9 protein-coding genes and 1 pseudogene are annotated in these 17,601 nt (G+C 66.2%); 1 reads left to right on the top strand and 9 read right to left on the bottom strand.

Annotation, left to right across the window (positions count from 1 at the left end):
- Positions 1-12: 12 nt before the first annotated feature.
- The 8 genes from CHU70_RS00170 to CHU70_RS00135 all read right to left on the bottom strand — a co-directional run bounded on the left by CHU70_RS00170 (position 13) and on the right by CHU70_RS00135 (position 14,886).
- Positions 13-750 (bottom strand): ABC transporter permease, encoded by a 738-nt coding sequence (locus CHU70_RS00170; RefSeq protein WP_070767194.1) that lies wholly within the window; start codon positions 748-750, stop codon positions 13-15.
- On the bottom strand, positions 747-1,499 hold the full coding sequence (locus tag CHU70_RS00165; RefSeq protein WP_147719314.1) for an ABC transporter permease: 753 nt from the start codon (positions 1,497-1,499) through the stop codon (positions 747-749). The genes CHU70_RS00170 and CHU70_RS00165 overlap by 4 nt, the downstream gene beginning before the upstream one ends.
- Positions 1,496-2,539 carry an ATP-binding cassette domain-containing protein gene (locus CHU70_RS00160; RefSeq protein ID WP_147719313.1) on the bottom strand — a complete coding sequence of 348 codons (1,044 nt, stop codon included), beginning with the start codon at positions 2,537-2,539 and terminating at the stop codon, positions 1,496-1,498. Before CHU70_RS00160 ends, CHU70_RS00165 begins: the two co-directional genes overlap by 4 nt.
- A complete protein-coding gene (locus tag CHU70_RS00155; protein WP_242451337.1) occupies positions 2,536-3,714 on the bottom strand; it encodes a saccharopine dehydrogenase in 1,179 nt (392 codons plus the stop codon). The genes CHU70_RS00160 and CHU70_RS00155 overlap by 4 nt, the downstream gene beginning before the upstream one ends.
- Positions 3,707-10,039 (bottom strand): non-ribosomal peptide synthetase, encoded by a 6,333-nt coding sequence (locus tag CHU70_RS00150; RefSeq protein ID WP_147739736.1) that lies wholly within the window; start codon positions 10,037-10,039, stop codon positions 3,707-3,709. Before CHU70_RS00150 ends, CHU70_RS00155 begins: the two co-directional genes overlap by 8 nt.
- A gap of 10 nt (positions 10,040-10,049) precedes the next feature.
- The gene (locus CHU70_RS00145; protein WP_070855983.1) at positions 10,050-11,822 is read right to left on the bottom strand and encodes an AMP-binding protein; all 1,773 of its coding nucleotides are present in this window, start codon (positions 11,820-11,822) and stop codon (positions 10,050-10,052) included.
- 173 nt (positions 11,823-11,995) lie between these two features.
- The gene (locus CHU70_RS00140; RefSeq protein WP_242451336.1) at positions 11,996-14,197 is read right to left on the bottom strand and encodes an ATP-binding cassette domain-containing protein; all 2,202 of its coding nucleotides are present in this window, start codon (positions 14,195-14,197) and stop codon (positions 11,996-11,998) included.
- Between the two features lie 107 nt (positions 14,198-14,304).
- Entirely contained in the window at positions 14,305-14,886 is a 582-nt protein-coding gene (locus tag CHU70_RS00135) for an ECF transporter S component (RefSeq protein WP_242451335.1), read from the bottom strand.
- A gap of 129 nt (positions 14,887-15,015) precedes the next feature.
- Here CHU70_RS00135 and CHU70_RS00130 point away from each other — a divergent pair.
- Positions 15,016-15,633 (top strand): annotated as a pseudogene (locus CHU70_RS00130) (transposase); the annotation flags it as partial.
- Between the two features lie 333 nt (positions 15,634-15,966).
- On the opposite strand, the gene CHU70_RS00125 reads toward CHU70_RS00130, so the two are convergent.
- On the bottom strand, positions 15,967-17,418 hold the full coding sequence (locus CHU70_RS00125) for a glyceraldehyde-3-phosphate dehydrogenase (protein WP_070866487.1): 1,452 nt from the start codon (positions 17,416-17,418) through the stop codon (positions 15,967-15,969).
- Between the last annotated feature and the right edge of the window lie 183 nt (positions 17,419-17,601).

Below are 17,601 nucleotides of genomic sequence, written 5' to 3'. Positions count from 1 at the left end.
TGGACGTGCCCGTCATGCAGACTCCCCCGGCCTCGTTTTCACGGCGATGCCCCACGCCGCGAGCACGGCGATGCCTAAGAACCAGGCCGCGCAGACCACCAGACCCGCAGCCCCGGTGCCGTTGACGGCCTCGCCGGCCGCGGATACGGGGGTGTGCCCGGCGATTCCGCGCAGGAGGGGACGGAAGTGGTCGGCAGGCATGAGCACCGTGTTGACGAACATCGCAACGATGATTAACGGGATGAGGGCCACAGAACCCTGGGGGCTGGTGATGGAGAACGCGATGTACGTGCCGGTGCATGCGGCCGCCGCGGCAACCATCGCGCCGGTCACCGCGATCCTCCACCACCAGGACACCTCCGGGGGGTCGTCGGAAAGCAAGGCGGCCACCGCCGCGACGACGGCCGTCATCGCCATGATCCGGATGAACTCGGCAATGATCCGTGCGGCCGGCACGGCCGCGTACGGTGACGGCATGGTGATTAACCGCTCGTGGAAGCCATTGCTGCGTTCAACGAACACGGTGGACGATCCCGTGATGGCCAGGATGAACGCCCACGCCGTCACGACCAGGATGACCGCGTTCCGGAGTTCGAACTCTCCGGTGAGCTGCCTGACCAGGCCACCGAACATGCAGTTGACGATGAACAGGTACACGAGCGGAGCAATGAACGTCATGAACCAGAAGTCGGGGCGCCGCAGCCAAATGTGGGCGATGCGCCGCAGATGCACGAAGATGGGGCCGATCATGATTCGCTCCTCGAGGTGAACCGGCGGATGAACAGGACGATTCCGGCGACCGCCGCGACACCGAGCCACAGGGCGGCCTCTTCCCCGGCGCGATCCGGGAAGGCGTCCGGGGACGCCGCCCTAATCACCTCGATCACCGGCGAAAAAGGCATGTGGCGCACGACGTCGCGAAGGGAGCCGTCCAAAGCGGTCGCCGGAATGAACGCGGTGGAGAACATGAGCAGCAGCATTTCCAGCGCCTGAATCGATGAGGCCGTCGACACCGGGGCGGGCACCATCAGGATCACCCCGTCCGTGACCAGGGACAGGAACGCCGCGGCGAGCAGCGACCACAGGACAGTCCACGCGACGTCACCGACAGCCATGTCGAGGCCGCAGGACCACGCGACGACCAGCAGCGCCGCGATCGACGCGGACATCCGCAGCACATCGGTGGCGAGCCTGCCGGCGACATAGCCGCCTGTGGCCCCGGGCAACACGCGCACGCGGTCAACGAGCCCGGATTCGACGTCCTGTCCCACCGCCATCGCCGACGCCGCGGCGGTGAACATCGCCGCCTGGAACAGGCAGCCGCCGAGCACGAAACGCAGGTACCCGAAGCCGGATTGCCCCGCCGAGTACCCAAACACCGCGTACAGGCACAGCAGGAAGAGGGGCGGAACTACGAACATGGAAATCAGCGACGCGGTGTTGCGCCGCAACAGCAGCAGATCCCGGCGGAGGAACGCCGCGACCGACGTCGCACTCATCGCGCCGCACCCCCCGCGTTCATCGATATGAACACCTCGTTGAGGGTGGGCGGCGACACGCTCAGCGAATCCGGCGACGCTTCCGAGGCCTCCATCGCCTGCGCCACCGCCTCGAGGACCCGCGGTCCGGGGTCGACGTCGAGGGACACCGACTTCCCCGCGACGCGGACGCCGTCCAGGAACGTTCCCCCGAGGCAGCGGGCGAACACCTCCGCCTCGGCGGCGGTGGCGAAGGACACGCGGAGCACGTGCGACCCGAAGTCGCGGCGCAATTCCTCCGGCGTTCCGCTGGCGACGATGCGGCGATCCTTGAGCAGATGGACGTGGTCGGCCAGCGCCTCCGCCTCTTCCAGGTACTGGGTGGTCAGCACCAGGGTCATTCCGTCGTCCCGCAGCTGCCGGATGAAGCCCCACAGCTCTTCGCGGCTGACCGGGTCCAGCCCCGTCGTGGGTTCGTCGAGGAACAACAGCCTGGGCACGACGCACAGCGACGCGGCGATGTCGAGGCGGCGCCGCATGCCACCCGAATAGGCCGACGCCAACGTCGAGGCACTGTCTGCGAGCGAGAATTGCGCGAGCAGTTCCGTCGCGCGGGCGGCCGCGGCGGCGCGGTCGAGTCCGCGCAGCCGCCCGAAGAACTCCAGGTTCTCCCGGCCGGTGAGGTTCTCGTCGATCGCCGCGAATTGGCCGGTGGTGGCAATGTCAGCGCGCACGCCCGCCGGATCCTCTTTCACATCGCGCGAGAAGATGCTCACCTCGCCGGAGTCTGCGGTGATGAGCGTCGACAGGATTCGGATGAGGGTGGTCTTGCCTGCGCCGTTGTGGCCGAGGAACGACACAATCGCCCCGGCGGGCACGGTGAAACTCACGCCGTCGAGCACATGCTTGCGCATCCGGGCACCGCGCTTTCCCTTGCGCCCGCCGTCCGGCGGGGCACCTGCCCCTCCTTCGGGCGGGGTGCCCGCTTTGCCCGCAATCGGGTAGCTCTTCGTGAGGTCGCGGACGACGATCGCCGCACCTCGTTCAGCTTGATCCATCATCGTTTCCCCTTTTCTTTGGTATCGCAGTGGGCCGCTGTCGGCAGCGGCCCCGTGGTCGGGTTGTCATGCGGCACCTCGATATGAATGCCCGCATCGCGGGCGAAGGCGAGGACCGGTTCGAGGAGCCGGGGGTGGCCGACGAGATCCCGGCACCCCGGCGCGACCGGCTTCCCCGCGACCGCCACAACGGTGGCGGCAGCAATCGCCGCGGTCATTTTGTAGGAACCCGGGCCAGTCGCCCGGACGACGGTCGTCTCGGCCGACGGCCCCGCATCGCCCGCGCCGGCGGACGACAGTGCGGCGACCAGCTCGGCGGGTTGCGGAGTGCCCTTCGCCCGCGCCTTCCGCGATGTCACGGCCGCCCCGAGACGGGCGAGCAGACCGGAGACAACGGGCATCGCGTACAGTCTCGACGTGCAGATCTTCTCCACCAACGCATCGGGGAGGGCATCGAAGGCGACGTGGTAGGAATATCCACGGATCGAAGGGCACACCTCGCGTACGACGTCGACGTCCGGGCATTCGTAGCCGATTCCGCTTTGCGACGACACCGGGTTGCGCCGCACTTCGACAATGGCGCCGCCGAGCATCGCGCGGTATCCGCCGCGAATGGTCCGGAACATCGACTCGACCGACGCGGCCCCGGATTCCTGGTCGGCGCCGATTCTCAGATCGACCCGCACATCGCGGACCTCTTCGACCCCCGCAGCGCGGGCCCCGAGAATCAACAGTGCCGTCGACAAGCCCGGGCACAGGCCGAACCCGGTGAGCACGGGAACCCCCTCCCGCCGGGCATCCCCGTCGAGGGCCATGATTGCGCGGCGGGCGTCGATCGAATCGTTGACGTCGATGTATCCGGTGCCTGAGTCAATGCAAGCACGGGCGAGTGAGTCTGCGTGCACCTCGAACGGGCCGGTGCAGTTGACCACCCAATCGTGTTTGCGGAATACCCTGCAGATCTCGTTGTGGCCGGCGGCGATCCTCAGCGGGAAGTGCCGCCCCGGGCCATCGTCCGGTTTCTTTCGGGAAGTGTAGGCCAGCTCGATCCCGTCGACGGCGCCGAGCATCCCCCGGACGAGCCGTCCGGTGACGCCGGTACCTCCGGCCACCAGCACTTTCACAGGTTCGCCCGCGTCGCGGTCCCGTGCTTCCCCGCCGTTTCGTCGATCAGTCACTTTCCATCTCGTTTCCCCGGTCCCGCGACCGGTCGATTCCATCGGACGACGGGTCCACTGCCCTGTCGTCCGTTTCCGGCGCCCGGCGCCGGTGTTCGATGTACTCCCCGATGAGAGCCCCAGTCAGCGCGGCATCCTCTCCGAGGACGAACGAATAGTGGTTTCCCGCGACGCCGGCGACGCAGAGGTCATCGACGAGGTGGTCCCGCCACTGGTCGTGGTTGTGAGCCTCGCCGTCATCGGGGAAAACGAACAGCGCCTCCCTCACCCGCCCCTCGGGCCGGTACCGAGTGCGGGCATCGATGAGCGAGCGCAGCGAGTTGAACTCCGTCGCTGTCACCCGGTCGCCGGAAAGCCCAAGGTCCTCCAGGAGCGTCGGTGCGACCGCTGCGGCCAGGGCACGCAGGCGGGCCCCTCGTTCCTCATCGGTCTCGTCGACCCCGCCGAACTCCGCCCAGAGGCGGGCAACCGGCGTTCCGTGCGGGAGATCGGCGATCGAGGGCATCACCCGGGACAGCAGCCCCTTTTCGGATTCCGCGTCGAAATCCCCGACGTCGACCGCGATCCCCGGAGCCAGGCTGTCGAGAAACACCAGCGCAGGATCGAGATCGGCCAAACGGAGCGCCATCTCGGCCGCGATGGTGCCGCCGAGGCTCCATCCAACGATCGCAGGGGCGGCACCGTCGACGAGCACCTCGCGGACCCGGCCCGAGTAGTGGGCCGCGATATCGCCGATGCCGATAGCGTGGGGGAATGGTCTCTCGAACTCCGCGAAGCCGACACCCCACACCTGCCCGCCACCGGGGATCGCGAGTGCCAGGTCTCGGTAGATGTCGACGGTGCCGAATCCGCCGTGGACGAGGAAGATCGGGCGCGCCTCATCACCGCTGCGCAATAGAACCAGCGAACGGTCCGTGGCCGACGCGCCGGGGTCATCCGCGTCCCGCCGGTCGGTCGGCGTGGCCGTCGACTGGCCGACGAGCTCTGCCACGCCACGTGGCGTCGGCTTGGCCAGCGCTTCCGCGAGCGGCACCGACGCCCCGGTGATGTCCTGGATCCGCTGCATCAGTTTCACGAATCCCAGGGAGTCGTAGCCGAGGAGGAACAGGTTGTCGTCCGCGCCGGCTTCGGCGCCGCCGAGGTCGGCCCGGACTATCCCAGTGATGACCGTCAGGTATCCGCGAACTCGGCCCATCAGGTCCCCGGATGCGATCCTCGAGATCGCGCCCGCCCTGTCGCGCTCTGCCGATAACACGCCCGCGACGCCGTCGTCGATCACCCCACCGCCGGAAGAAGTGCCCCCGACCGCCAGGCGCAGGTGCCGAACCTGGCCGACGCTCAGCGGCGCCGCTTCGGAGCAGCCCCCGGCGAAGCCCGACACCGACCTGATGTAATGGTCGAAGATGTCCTCCACCAGTTCCGGTTTCAGGATCTGCTCGACGAAATCCCAGGCGACGTTGATACGCCCGTCGACCTCCATCACCTGGTTGTCCAACAGCACCTGCGGAGTCTGGGAGATGGCGTAATCGACGTCTCCCAGGACGTGGGCATCCTTGCCCGAGCCATCGCCTGCCGCGGCCCCCTCGCCGAACAGCAACGAGGTGTACACGAACGGCGCTATGGCCTGTCCGACGGGCAGACCCCGGTGGCGCGCGATGGTGCCGAGCAACGACACCCCGGAGTACCCGGCCGCCATGTGCCCGAGCAGCCGGTTGCGCAGTTCCGCCGTCCACCAACGGAGATCATGGTCGGCGGCCGCTTTTACAGGCATCAGAATGACGCCGGTGAAATCACCGAAGACGCCGGCGACGTCGGCGATTTCGGAATCACGGTTGTACGTGGTGATGTTGATGCCGACCGAATCCCCCTTCGACCACAGCGACAGGCTCGTCGCATAGCAGGCGAGAAGCAGTGCGGACACGCTGCCGTCGGCGGCGCTGGCCCTTTCCCGCAACAGTGCGGTTTCCTCAGCGGTGAACGTGTACGACAGGCGACGCATCCGCGGCACATCCACGTCCGCGGCCGCACCGCTTGATGGAAGGGTGTTGCCGGGCGGGAATTCCTCGACCACCGTCCGAGTCAACGTCTCTTCGCCCCGCCCGACCGCCGAAGCTTCCCGACGCTTCATCTCCAAGACGTACGTGCGGTAGTCGCCAGTGACGGGCGGAAGCTCCGTTCCTCGGTACAGCTTGTCCAGGTCGTCGATGAAAATCCGCTGGCTCGCCCCGTCTCCGATGATCATGTCCACGCTGAAGAACAGGCGGTGCCGCCCGTCCGGGAGCGCGAACGCCGACAGATGGAACAAGGGCCAGCTGCCCAGATCGAATACCTGGTGGCTCAGCTCATCGCGCTTGCGCCGCACCGCCTCGACCACGGTCGCCTCATCGGCGGTCCGGTAGTCGGCGACATCAATACGGTAGCGCGGAACCTCCGGCAGGATCCGCTGCGTGGCTTGTGCGGTGAACACGACGCGCAGCATCGGATGCCTGCGGATTAGCTTGTCGAGGGCGTCTTCCAGGCGATCGATGTCGGTACCGGGTTCGGTGACGGATTCGATGTAGTAGTGCTCGGTGACGCCGCCCAGCTCGAACCCAGAGTTCCGGCCAACGTAGTAGGCCTTCTGCATGTCAGTCAAGGGGAACGGCGCGTGGGGGTCATCCCCGAATTGTTCCACCGGATCCTTTCCGTGGGCACTCGCGGGGCATTCTCGGGCGCCTCCTGCGGCTGAACCGGCACCGACGGCACAATCGGGGGAAGGCACTGCCTCGGAGACGGCTTCAGACTCGGCCCCGGACTCCCGCATGGCATCTGAGACAAGGCCGGCGATGTGCGCGATGGTCGGGTCTTCGATGACGTCGCGGAAACGGAGCCGGACTCCCGTCTTCTGCCGGATCGCGCGCATCATAACCTGGAATTGCAGGGAATCGCCGCCGCGGCGGAAGAAGGACTCTCCCGCGCCGCACGCCGGATCCGCGGCACCCGTCGACGGGGCTTCCCCGAGAATCTCGTCGAAGACTCCGGACACCAACTCGATCGCCCCGGGGTCGGCGACGGAACCAGCCGAGCCCACGGCTCCGGCCCCCGCCCCGGCGACCTCGCCATCGGCCGTTGCCCCGCCGCCCGCGGCGCCGACGTGCCTACGAATTTCCTCCTGATCCAGTTTCCCGTTGACGGTAACGGGCAGATGCGCCACCGGCAGCAGGACCGTCGGTACCATGTACGCTGGCAAGCAGCGGGCAAGCTCGGCCCGGACGGCATCCCGCGAGCCGGTCATATCGTCCACCGGAACGTAGAGGCACGCCAGTAGTCCCCGATCGCCCGATTCGACGACGGCCGCCATCGACGCGGTCACCAGGCCGGACCGCTCGAGGACCGATTCGATTTCTCCGAGTTCGACGCGGAAGCCCGCGATTTTCACCTGACGATCGCGGCGGCCGAGAAATTCCACAAAACCCTCCGCGTTGAACATGCCCACGTCTCCGGTCCGGTAGCAGCGACCGATGCCTGGGACATACCCGAAGGCGGCAGCGGTCCGCTCCGGATCGGCCGCATACCCCTGCGCGACGCCGAGGCCGCTGATGTGGATTTCCCCCGGCACCCCGACGGGGCAATGCACCCCGTCGGGCGCGAGCACGTGGATGCCCTGGTTCGCCAGCGGGTACCCGTAGGGAATGCGGTTTTCCAGGCTGTCGCGTTGCAGCGGGTACTGGATGGACCAAATACTTCCTTCGGTCGCACCGCCCAGGCTATTAATCGACGCGTTCGGGAACATGTCCATGGCGCGCGCCGGAAGCCCCGCTGCGATGCGATCGCCGCTGAGCAATACGGTGCGCACATCCGGGAACACGTCGTCGTCCGTCGCCCGGACCAGGGCGAGCTCCAACAGGGCGGGCGCGGAGTTCCACAGCGTGACCCGCTCTTCCCGCAAGACGTCGAGGATTTCATCGGCGTTGCGTTCGTCTCCGACCATCGTCACCGTCGCGCCTGCCGCGAACGCACCGAACACGTCGTAGACCGACAGGTCGAATCCCAGCGACGACAATCCGATGATGCAATCAGCGGAGGTGACCCCATACCGCCGGTTCACGTCGAGGATGGTGTTGACACAGTTGCGATGACTGATCCGCACACCCTTTGGCCGGCCCGTGGTCCCCGAGGTGAAGATGACATAGGCAAGGTCGTCAGGGGCAGTGCCGGGCGAAGAGTGCGCACCCGCGCTGCCCGCGCGGTCGCAGACTTCCGCGGCTGCGGGCTTGCCGACGCCCTCTACTCCGCTTTGGTCCAGTTCATCGATCACGCCGGTGTCCAGAATCGGGCCCGCCGCACCTGAGGCTTCCACTACGTATTCTTGTCGCTGGGCCGGCATGCCCGCGTCGACAGGCACGAATGCGGCTCCCGCACGCAATGCGCCGACCATGTTGACGATGTCGTCGGGATGCTTGGTGTAGCGCACGATCACCGCATCCCCCGCCCCGACGCCGGAATCCGAGAGTTGGCGGGCGATGCGTCCGGCCCTGGCCCAGACCTCGGCGTAGGTGTACGAGATGCCCCGGGCGGCTAGGCGCACGGCCGGCGCATCCGGAGTCGCCGCGCATGCGGCTTCGACAAGCGAAACCAGGGTGTCATTGTGGATCGGGCCCGCAGCATCGTTGTAGCGGGCGACGGCCCTCTCCGTCTCCGCATGACGGATGGGCAGAGCCTCTCCCCCCTCCGCCACCACGTCCAGGGCCTCCGCAACGGCTCCGAACATCGCATCTACCGCAGGGAAGTAATCGTCGACCACGTCCCACGACAACGCCATCCCGCCCGATGCCGGCATCACCTGGATGTCGAGGCACACCTGCGCGGTTTGCGTGTAGACGCGTTCGATGACCGGGCTGCGCCCGCTTCCCCGCTCGCCGCCGAGGTAGCTGGTGAACACCACCGGAGCGGTGGCCTGGGACTGATTGGCCGCGTCCCGGAGGAATCGCTGTAGCACCTCCACACCGGAAACGCAGCGGTGGGACAGCCCTTCGCGGATGTCCAGGTCGATTGCCTCCGCCAACCCGTCGATGGTCGCGGCTCTCCCGGCGTCGACGCCGACAAGCATCGATGAAGTGAAATCTCCCATCACCCTCGTGCCCGCGGCGAGGCCGCTGCGTTCGCTGACAGTCACGTTGACCGTCAACGCGGATTCGGGCAGCCACCTGCAGACGACGGCGGCGTTGACGGCCATTACCAGCGATGACAGGGTAACTCCAATGCGGCGGGCCCGTTCGCCGAGCTTGGCGGTGATCTCCGCGTCGAGCACCGTGCCCAAGCGCCGGGTCGACCAATCGTCGTCACCCCTCACGGCCGTCGGGAACTCCGGGCGCCGCGGCAGATCTGCGACCTTCTTCTCCCAATAGGCGAGGTCCTCGGCCCGTTTCCCGTCGCGCCGGCGCGCAGAGATTGCCGCCAGGGCATCCCCATATCTAGAAGCCGGAGCCGGCGGCTCCCCGGCCAGCAGGGATTCGAGCTCGTCGAAGAACAGGTACACCGAACCCGCATCCATGACGATCATGTTGAAGTAGATGAACATCCTGCACCCACCCGCATCTGCGAGCAGCCTCGCGGCGACCATGGGACCGTCCTCGTTCGACGATCGCGCCGCGGTTCGCATGTCCCGACGGATCTCCCCCACCGCCGCGTCGACATCGTCGCCGGATTCGACTACCTCGACGGTGGCGAGGCACGCGCCGGTCGGGCTCAAGACCCCGGCATCGACGTCGAGCCGATGGAACAGCACGTCGTGACGCCCGAAGACCGTCCGCACGGCCTCCTCCACCTGCGGCAACGAATAGTCGTGCCGGGATTCCGCGTAGATGTACGTCGCTTGGCCGCCAAGCTCGATGTCCTCGTCCGCGCCGAGCAGGTAGGCGGTCTGGATTGGATTGAGCGGGACTGCATCCGCGGGACCGGCCCCATTTTTGCCGGCACAGCCGTCATCCGACTCACCCGTCGCTACAGCGGGGTCGGCCCCGGCAGCGGCGCCTGCGGCAGATCCGGCATCAGCGCCACCCCGGGCGGCGTCGATGACGGCCGCCAAATCAGCGACCGTGACCCCGGGGTCCATCGCCGCGTAATCGATGGTGACCCCGTACTCGTCCTCCAGCGCCAGCAGCATCTGGAGGAAAGTCAGGGAGTTCGGGATGTGGTCGCGGAGTTTCACGTCCGCCGAATCCAGGTGCACGCCGATGGCGTCGGCGATGGACTCCGACAGCCTTTCGGGGGCGACTCGGGCCCCGGTGCGGGCTCCTCCCACAGCGGTAGATGCGACGGCCGGCGCGATCGTTTCATTGGTCATCGTCATCGCCTCAGAGCAGAGCCTCGAGCTTGCGGCGGAGCTTCTTGCCGTTCGACGCGACGGGCAGTTCGTCGACCCACAGAACCCGGGAGACGGGCACCCCGGCGACGCGCATCAGCTCGGTCGTCGCGGACCGGGTCACCGCCTGTTCATCGATTGGAGGTTCATCCCCGTCCGATTGCCCGGCACCGGTCGCATCGTCGGCCTTACGATCGGTCGGGGTCCGCCTGGCCAAGAACACGGCGATCTCCTCTTCGCCCGTGGCTGGGTTGCTCCGGCCGAGAACGGCAACATCGCGGTCAAGCGCATTCTCCAGCACGGCTTCCAAATCAGCCGAATAGTAATTCCGGCCGTTGACGAAGATGATGTCCTTCTTCCGGCCGAGGACGAACAACTCGCCGTCGCGGAGAATGCCCATGTCTCCCGTTGCGAACGCCCCGTCATCGGTGAGCTCGTGCTCCACGATCCCCTCTGCTGTGATCGCGGCGCGGGTCATCGGAGCGCCGGCGATGTGGATTTCACCGACGGTGCCGTCGCCGAGGACCCTGCCCCCGTCATCGCGGATGGTCAACGAGATCCCCGGGACGGCCTTGCCCAAGGCGACGAACTCAGCTCCGGACTCGCTCTCGATGTCCTCGAAACGCTGCCCCGTGGCGATGCCCGTCCGATCAAGTCGCACCGTGGACAGACCCGAGTAAATGTCCCGGGTCGTGACCAGCAGGCAAGCTTCGGACATTCCGTAGGCGGAGGTCAGGGCATCCTCCCGGAGGCCCATGGCGGACATCGCCGCGAGGAACTTCCGGGCCAATGGAGCGTCGATGGGTTCAGAACCGCTCATCAGCTTCTGGACGTTGGAGAAGTCGTAACCGTGGTCATCCCCGAGGGGCCGGCGCTCGAGATGGCGCAGGAAATGCTTGAATGCGAAGTTCGGGCACACTGTCACCGTCGGCCGGTGCCTGGTCACGGCCTCGAACCACCTCGGGGGATCGGCGACCACCTCGGAAACCGGCAGCAACACCTGGTCGTACCCACGAAAAAGGGCGTAGACGTGGAAGCCAATCAGCGAAAGGTTGTGGGTCAAAGGTAGCCACGTGAGCATCTTGTTCTCGTACCGGTGCGCGTGGCGTGGGATCGTCGCGCGCAGACCGTTCAGCACGGACTCGTTGGTTACGATGACGCCCTTTGGCGATCCCGTGGAGCCGGACGAAAACTGGATAAGGGCTTCGCCGGCCGTCCCACCTCGCACCGGGAACGCGGGGACCGCCCCGGCGCCATCCCCGGAATCCACGTCACCCGCCTGAGAGAAGTCCGATTCAGCATCACCCGGCATCGCCGCACCCGGTTCCGCGGCAGCGTCATTGACGATGGACACGTCGAGCAGCCGGTCCTCGCCCACGACCACGGTACCGTTTGCGCCGGTGAGCAGCGTGTGACTGCGTTCGTCGACCAGGATCGGGGCCCCGGGCATCATGTCCGAGAGCGTCCGCACCCTGTCGACGTCAACCGGGCCCGACACCGGCGGCGCAAGCGCCGGAACCGCGCCGGCGTAGACGCAGCCCCAGAACGCCCGGATGAGCCCGCGGTTCTCCGAAACCTGGAAGATCACGCGATCGCCGGGGCCGATGCCGGCTTCGGCCAACCGAGTCGCAGCCGCCACCGCCTCCGCATGGACCCGGCCATACGGGACGAAGACGTCCCGCCGATTCTCGACGAAGGTGATCCCCTTTTTCGTCTCATCGGCCTTGTCCCGAAGCACGTCGCTGATGGTCCGGATCGTGTTCATTGGTACCTCTTTCGGTTGTCGGCGCCATGCCGGTGCCGGGCGGACCGGGCCGCATGGCGTGACCCGGCGGATGTGTCTGAAGGGTTGAAAGGGTGACGAAACTGGGTGGGGCGCGTCTCCGCACAAGCTCGGAAACGCTCGCGGGCCCGGGACCCGCCGGTTCCGGGTGCCCGTCAAGTCACTGCGGACACCAGGGCGGCGACGAAGGCCGCGGCGGACGCTGCGGCCACGAACCCGTCACGCACTCGCCAGGGGTAATCGGTGCGGAAGGTGCGCCGCGGATGGCGGCCGAAGTTGCGCATCGCCAGGGTCAGGGACAGCTTTTCGGCGCAGCGCACGGCGCTGACGAACAGGGGAAAGGCGATGCGCGCGGGCGTCGTCGCGCGGATGAAGCCGGAGCGGAAAGACTGCCCCGGTCGCATTGAGCGCAATCTAATCGCCCATGTCAGATGGGGGATTTCGCTGCGCAGGAACGCCGCGATGCTCACCCCGGAAATCGCTATGGTGCACCATGTGTAGGGCACCCGGAGGCGTTGCACCATGGCGTCGAAAAGCTCCTCGACGCGCATGCACGCGGAGACCAGGACCGTCCCCGCAAACACGGCCGTCAGCAGCAGTCCGTGATGGATGCCGTGGCGGACGGCCTGCGCCGCATCCCCACCGCCGTAGAACTCGGAGCGCCACCCGAGCAGGCCGAAGAACACCCCGATTAACAGGACGAGAAGGACCTTCCCCGCCGTCGCCCGAACGTCGCGTTCCGCGATCGTAGCGAGTGCGAGGAACGCGACCACCGTCAGGGCGAGAACGGCGTCTCCGCCGGAGAGCAGCCCGGCGACGAGGACGAGCATCACCGCCGCGACAATCGTGATGGCGTTCAACCCCGCGCGCCTTCGAGCGGCGGATCCACTGGTCCAGGGGCTTTCGTCCAAGGACGTCCGTGCGCCGGCCGCGGGCAGTGCGCGATCCCGCCGGGACGACTCCGGGGAAGCCGGCACGTCGGCTGCGGGACCGGACCAGGCGACCTTCCCTTCGGCGACGATGCTCGCCCGATCCGCCCACGTTCGCGCGGCACGGCGGTCGTGGCACGTGAACACAACGGTTCCGCCGGCCCCGGCGTATTCCGCTAGGGCATCCAGTACGATGCGCGAGCTCGGCGAATCCAGGTGCGCCAACGGCTCGTCGAGAAGCAGCAAACGGCGATTGGCTGCCACCGCCAGGAAGATGCCCAACCGTCTTTTCTGTCCGCCCGACAGGACGAACGGCGAGACGGGGTCAAGTGCCCGGGGGCACAGGGCGTCCCGCAGTTTCCGCAGCTCATCGGCGCCGAGTGGTCCGTGCGGGTCCGTGCCGGCCAGCGCGGAGTCGATTTCCGCGGCGACGGTCGCGCGGGTGAACTGGTGCTCGGGGTTCTGGAACGCCAACGACGCGAAGGCGTCGGGCACGCGCCGGGCGGACGCGCCGTCAATCCGGAGGTCCGCTCCCGCCTTCATCTGGCCCGACAGCACCGCCAGCAAGGTGGACTTACCGGCTCCGTTGGCACCGACTAGGGCATGAATCTCGCCCCGTTCCAGTGTCAGATCGGCCCCGTTCAGGATCCTCTCCCCGCCTCGGGCCACGTGGGTTCCGGTCAAGGCCAGCAGTGGAACGGCATCCGCCTCCGATTCCGGATCGGGACGGTCCGGCGCCCCCGCGCCCGGCGTACTGGCGTCCGGCGTTCCGGCGGTCGCGGCCGTCGTCGCAATGCCCTTCACCGCGATGCCATCCGGCGCTCCGTGGGCGGCGACGCTCCCGTCCGCATCGAGGACCGTCACCGTGTCGACCCACCCGTCGAACGGGCGGAGGTCGTGCTCGATGAGCAGGATAACGCGCCCCGGGGCCCGCAAATCACGGATGGCGGCGAACAGCGACCGGCGACCGTCCTCGTCGACGTGGGCCGCGGGCTCGTCGAAGATCATGACCTCCGGCGCCCTGGCCACCGCACCGGCGATGGCCATCCGCTGGCGTTGCCCGCCCGACAAAGCCCACGGATCCTTCTCCGCGAGCTCTGACAGCCCGACCTCCGATAGAGCCTCGGCTGATCGCTTGGCGACGATACCGGCTTCCACGAGGGAAAACTCGAGGGCCATGGCCACGTCATCGACGACTCGGAGCGTGAGCACCTGCGTCGCCGGGTCTTGCCCGACGAAGGTGACCCGGTCCCCGTCCACGGGGCGTTCGGTGCCGTCGGCATCGACGATGTGCACGAATCCGGCATGGTCGATGGGGATGTGCGAGGGGATCAGTCCAGCGATGAGGTGGGCCAGGCTCGTCTTTCCGCATCCCACGGGTCCCGTGATGGCGTTGATCGTGCCGAAATCGAAGGAGAGATCCACCATGTCGGGTGCCCATCGCCCATCGGCGTGCCGCACACCTGCACCACTAACCCGTAACCGGGCCGGGGCCGTCCCGCGTGTCGCACCGGCGCACGCGGGTGCTCCGCCGGTCACCGGGTGACCCCGCGGCTGCGAAGCCCCTTTGCGACGGCAAAGCCCAGGACCAAAAACACCAAGCTCGATGCCAAGGCTACGGCGAAGCTGATCAGGGTCATGGGCGTGGTCGGCGAGTCGACGCCGACTGCGCGCGGGGCCATCGTTCCCATCAGCGCGGAGAACAACATCGCCGAGGCCACGAACTGGGGACGCGTCCACCGCCGGTACAGGGTGACCATGAACGGAAGCTCGATGAGCAATCCTTCCATAATCAGCGCCCCGATTGCGGCGACGCCGAACGGGGTGGTCGCCGCGGACACGACGCCCATGGCAAGGCACGCGATGAGGCTCGCGCCAAGCTTGCGGACGACGATGAGGGGAACAACGCACTGCAGGAACCACAACCCGAGCGTCGCCGCGACGAGATAAACGTGGGCGATGCCGGCGAACACCTGCAGGTAGGTCAGGGGCACGATGATGAGAGACCCCGCAACGCCGATCGCGGCGGCGACGAGCATGTCGCGGGTGGATGGTCGGCCACCCGCTGCGACCGGTGCGACGTGCACCAACCACCCGTCATCCGTCTGCGACGCCACCGCGTCCCCGACTCCCCCTCCGGAGAGGGGTTCTCCGGTCGATCCACGTTTTCCGTTCATCGTCGCCGCCTCGCTTCCGTTGCCGATTCCCGATCGGGAACACCACCTGAAACAGCATTAGGTTAGGCAATGCTTATCGGCTTACACCAGGCTCAATTTACTGAAATTACCCCCGCCTCCCCCCGAACGAAAAACCGCCTTCCCAGCGTGCTCACACAGATTCGCCCCGTACTCGAGCGCGTCTTTGCAGGCGAGATTCTCTCCCGCACGCTGGTGCTGGACTCGCTCATCCACTACGAAGGTCCGACAAAACTGGCCGCCGCAGGTCGAGGCCGGGTCCTGAAGTGGATGCGCAACCGCGCCAAGAAGGACCCTGCTGCCCTGGTTGACGCAATTTTCGCCGCCCTTGCCGAGCGAATCGTCACGGTACCCGACACTGCGGCAGCAGAATTGGTCATTCCCCAGCTGGCGGCGAACATCAAAGCGCTTCAAGCACAGCGCGACACGATTGCCGGACAAGTCGAGGAGATGCTTGAATCGTTCCCTCTTGCCCAGGTCTTGATGTCGATGCCCGGCGTAGGCATCACGACTGCCTCTAACATCTTGTTGTCCATCGGCGATTGCCAGGACTTCGCCGATGCCGCGCACTTGGCCGCTTACGCCGGCATCGCGCCGACCACCCGGCAGTCGGGTACGTCGGTCCGCGGCGAGTTTCCCACCAGGACCGGCAATAAACAGTTGAAAAACGCGATGTTTCGATCGGCGTGGATCGCGTCGAACTGCCATCCCGCATCGCGCGACTACTACCTGCGTAAACGGGGTGAAGGACAGAAGCACAATGCCGCGGTGATGTGGCTTGCCCGGAGCCACTGCAACGTCATCTATCCCCTACCGCCCCGGCCCATGCATCCGCGCCGAAGCCGCGCAGAACCACGTCCACCAGCGGTAGGCGATAGCGGCCTCCCGCACCGAAAGCTCCGTCCCCCCCTCCCCTGCCCTCCCCATCGCCTCAACCCCCGTGGTTTAGGAGGGGGAAGAGGGCCTTCGAGGGCTCAGCAGCTCAAGCCCAGGACCGCCGACTTACAGCTCGTCGATGTGCTTGCGCTTCGGGTAGACCCGCGGACGAGCGCCTGCGATCTCCTCAGCAATGCGGATGACCTGGTTGGAGTAACCGAACTCGTTGTCGTACCAGACGTAGAGCACCAGGTGCTTACTGTTGGCAATGGTAGCCAGACCATCAACGATGCCAGCATGGGTGGAGCCGACGAAGTCGGTGGAAACCACTTCTGGGGAGTGGATGTAGTCAATCTGCTGGCGCAGAACGGACTTCAGGGAAACTTCGCGCAGGTAGTTGTTGACCTCGTCGCGGTCGACCTCAGTGTCCAGGGTCAGGTTCAGCACCGCCATGGAAACGTCCGGGGTGGGAACGCGGATGGCGTTACCGGTCAGCTTGCCCTCGAACTCCGGCAGAGCCTTGGCGACGGCCTTTGCGGCACCGGTCTCGGTGAGAACCATGTTCAGGGTGGCTGCGCGGCCACGGCGAGAACCCTTGTGGAAGTTGTCGATCAAGTTCTGGTCGTTGGTGAAGGAGTGAACAGTCTCGACGTGACCGAACTCGACACCCCACTTGTCATTGACGACCTTCAGCACCGGGGTGATGCCGTTGGTAGTACAGGAAGCTGCCGACAAAATGTTGTCAGATTCCTCAATGATGTTGTGGTTGATTCCGTAGACGATGTTCTTCACATCGCCCTTGCCTGGCGCGGTAAGTAGAACCTTGGAAACGCCCTTGGACTGAAGGTGCTGCGACAGTCCCTCGCGGTCACGCCAACGACCGGTGTTGTCAATGACAATCGCATCGTTAATGTCGTAGGCGGTGTAGTCAACAGTTGCCGGGTCATTGGAGTAAATGACCTGAATCGGGGTGCCATTTGCCCAAATAATGTTGTTTTCGCGGTCAACCGAGATGGTGCCGTCGAATGCTCCGTGGACGGAGTCACGGCGCAGCAGCGAAGCACGCTTGACGATGTCGTCCTCACCATTCTGGCGAACCACAATTGCGCGCAGGCGCGGGCCGTTGAACAGTGCCTCCCGAGCCAGCAGAATGCGAGCCAGCAGGCGGCCGATGCGGCCGAAACCGTAGAGGACAATGTCGGTCTTCGGGGTCTGTGTCCCGGCACCGATGACGTCGGCAAGCTCACGCTCGAGGAATGCGCGCAGATCGCCGCCTTCCTCTTCGAAGCTGGTAGCCAGGGCGCCCAGGTCAATGGAGGCGGTGCCGAGATCCATCTTCACCAGTTCCTGCAGAATCGGCAGGGTCTGACTCAGGGGCAGCTCCTGCGAGGTGATGCGACGGGCGTAGCGGTGCGACTTAATGATGCCGGTCTCGGTAACGTTTTCCAGTCGGCGGCCGAAGATTGAAGTCACGACATCATTGTTGCGGCGCAGTTGCCCCAGGAGGGGGATCATCTGCTCTGCAAGGCTGATGCGCTCATTCCAGTCATTGCGCTTGATGGGGGCCGAATCCGACATAAATCCTCCTGGCTTAAATGAATATGAGTTCCCCCTCAAAATACCCCGCACATGCTATTCACCGGCTATCGCCCTCAACTGGGTACCCCGTATTGTGGTCCAGCTTTCACCCAATCGGGGGAGACACTGGGAGACACCCCAAGGAAGAAAATTGAACCCTACTTACCCGTTAGAATAAGAGCC

This window comes from Corynebacterium sp. LK10 (assembly GCF_008042455.1).
Lineage (GTDB): Bacteria > Actinomycetota > Actinomycetes > Mycobacteriales > Mycobacteriaceae > Corynebacterium > Corynebacterium jeikeium_D.
This window is presented reverse-complemented; position numbering and strand designations above follow the sequence as displayed.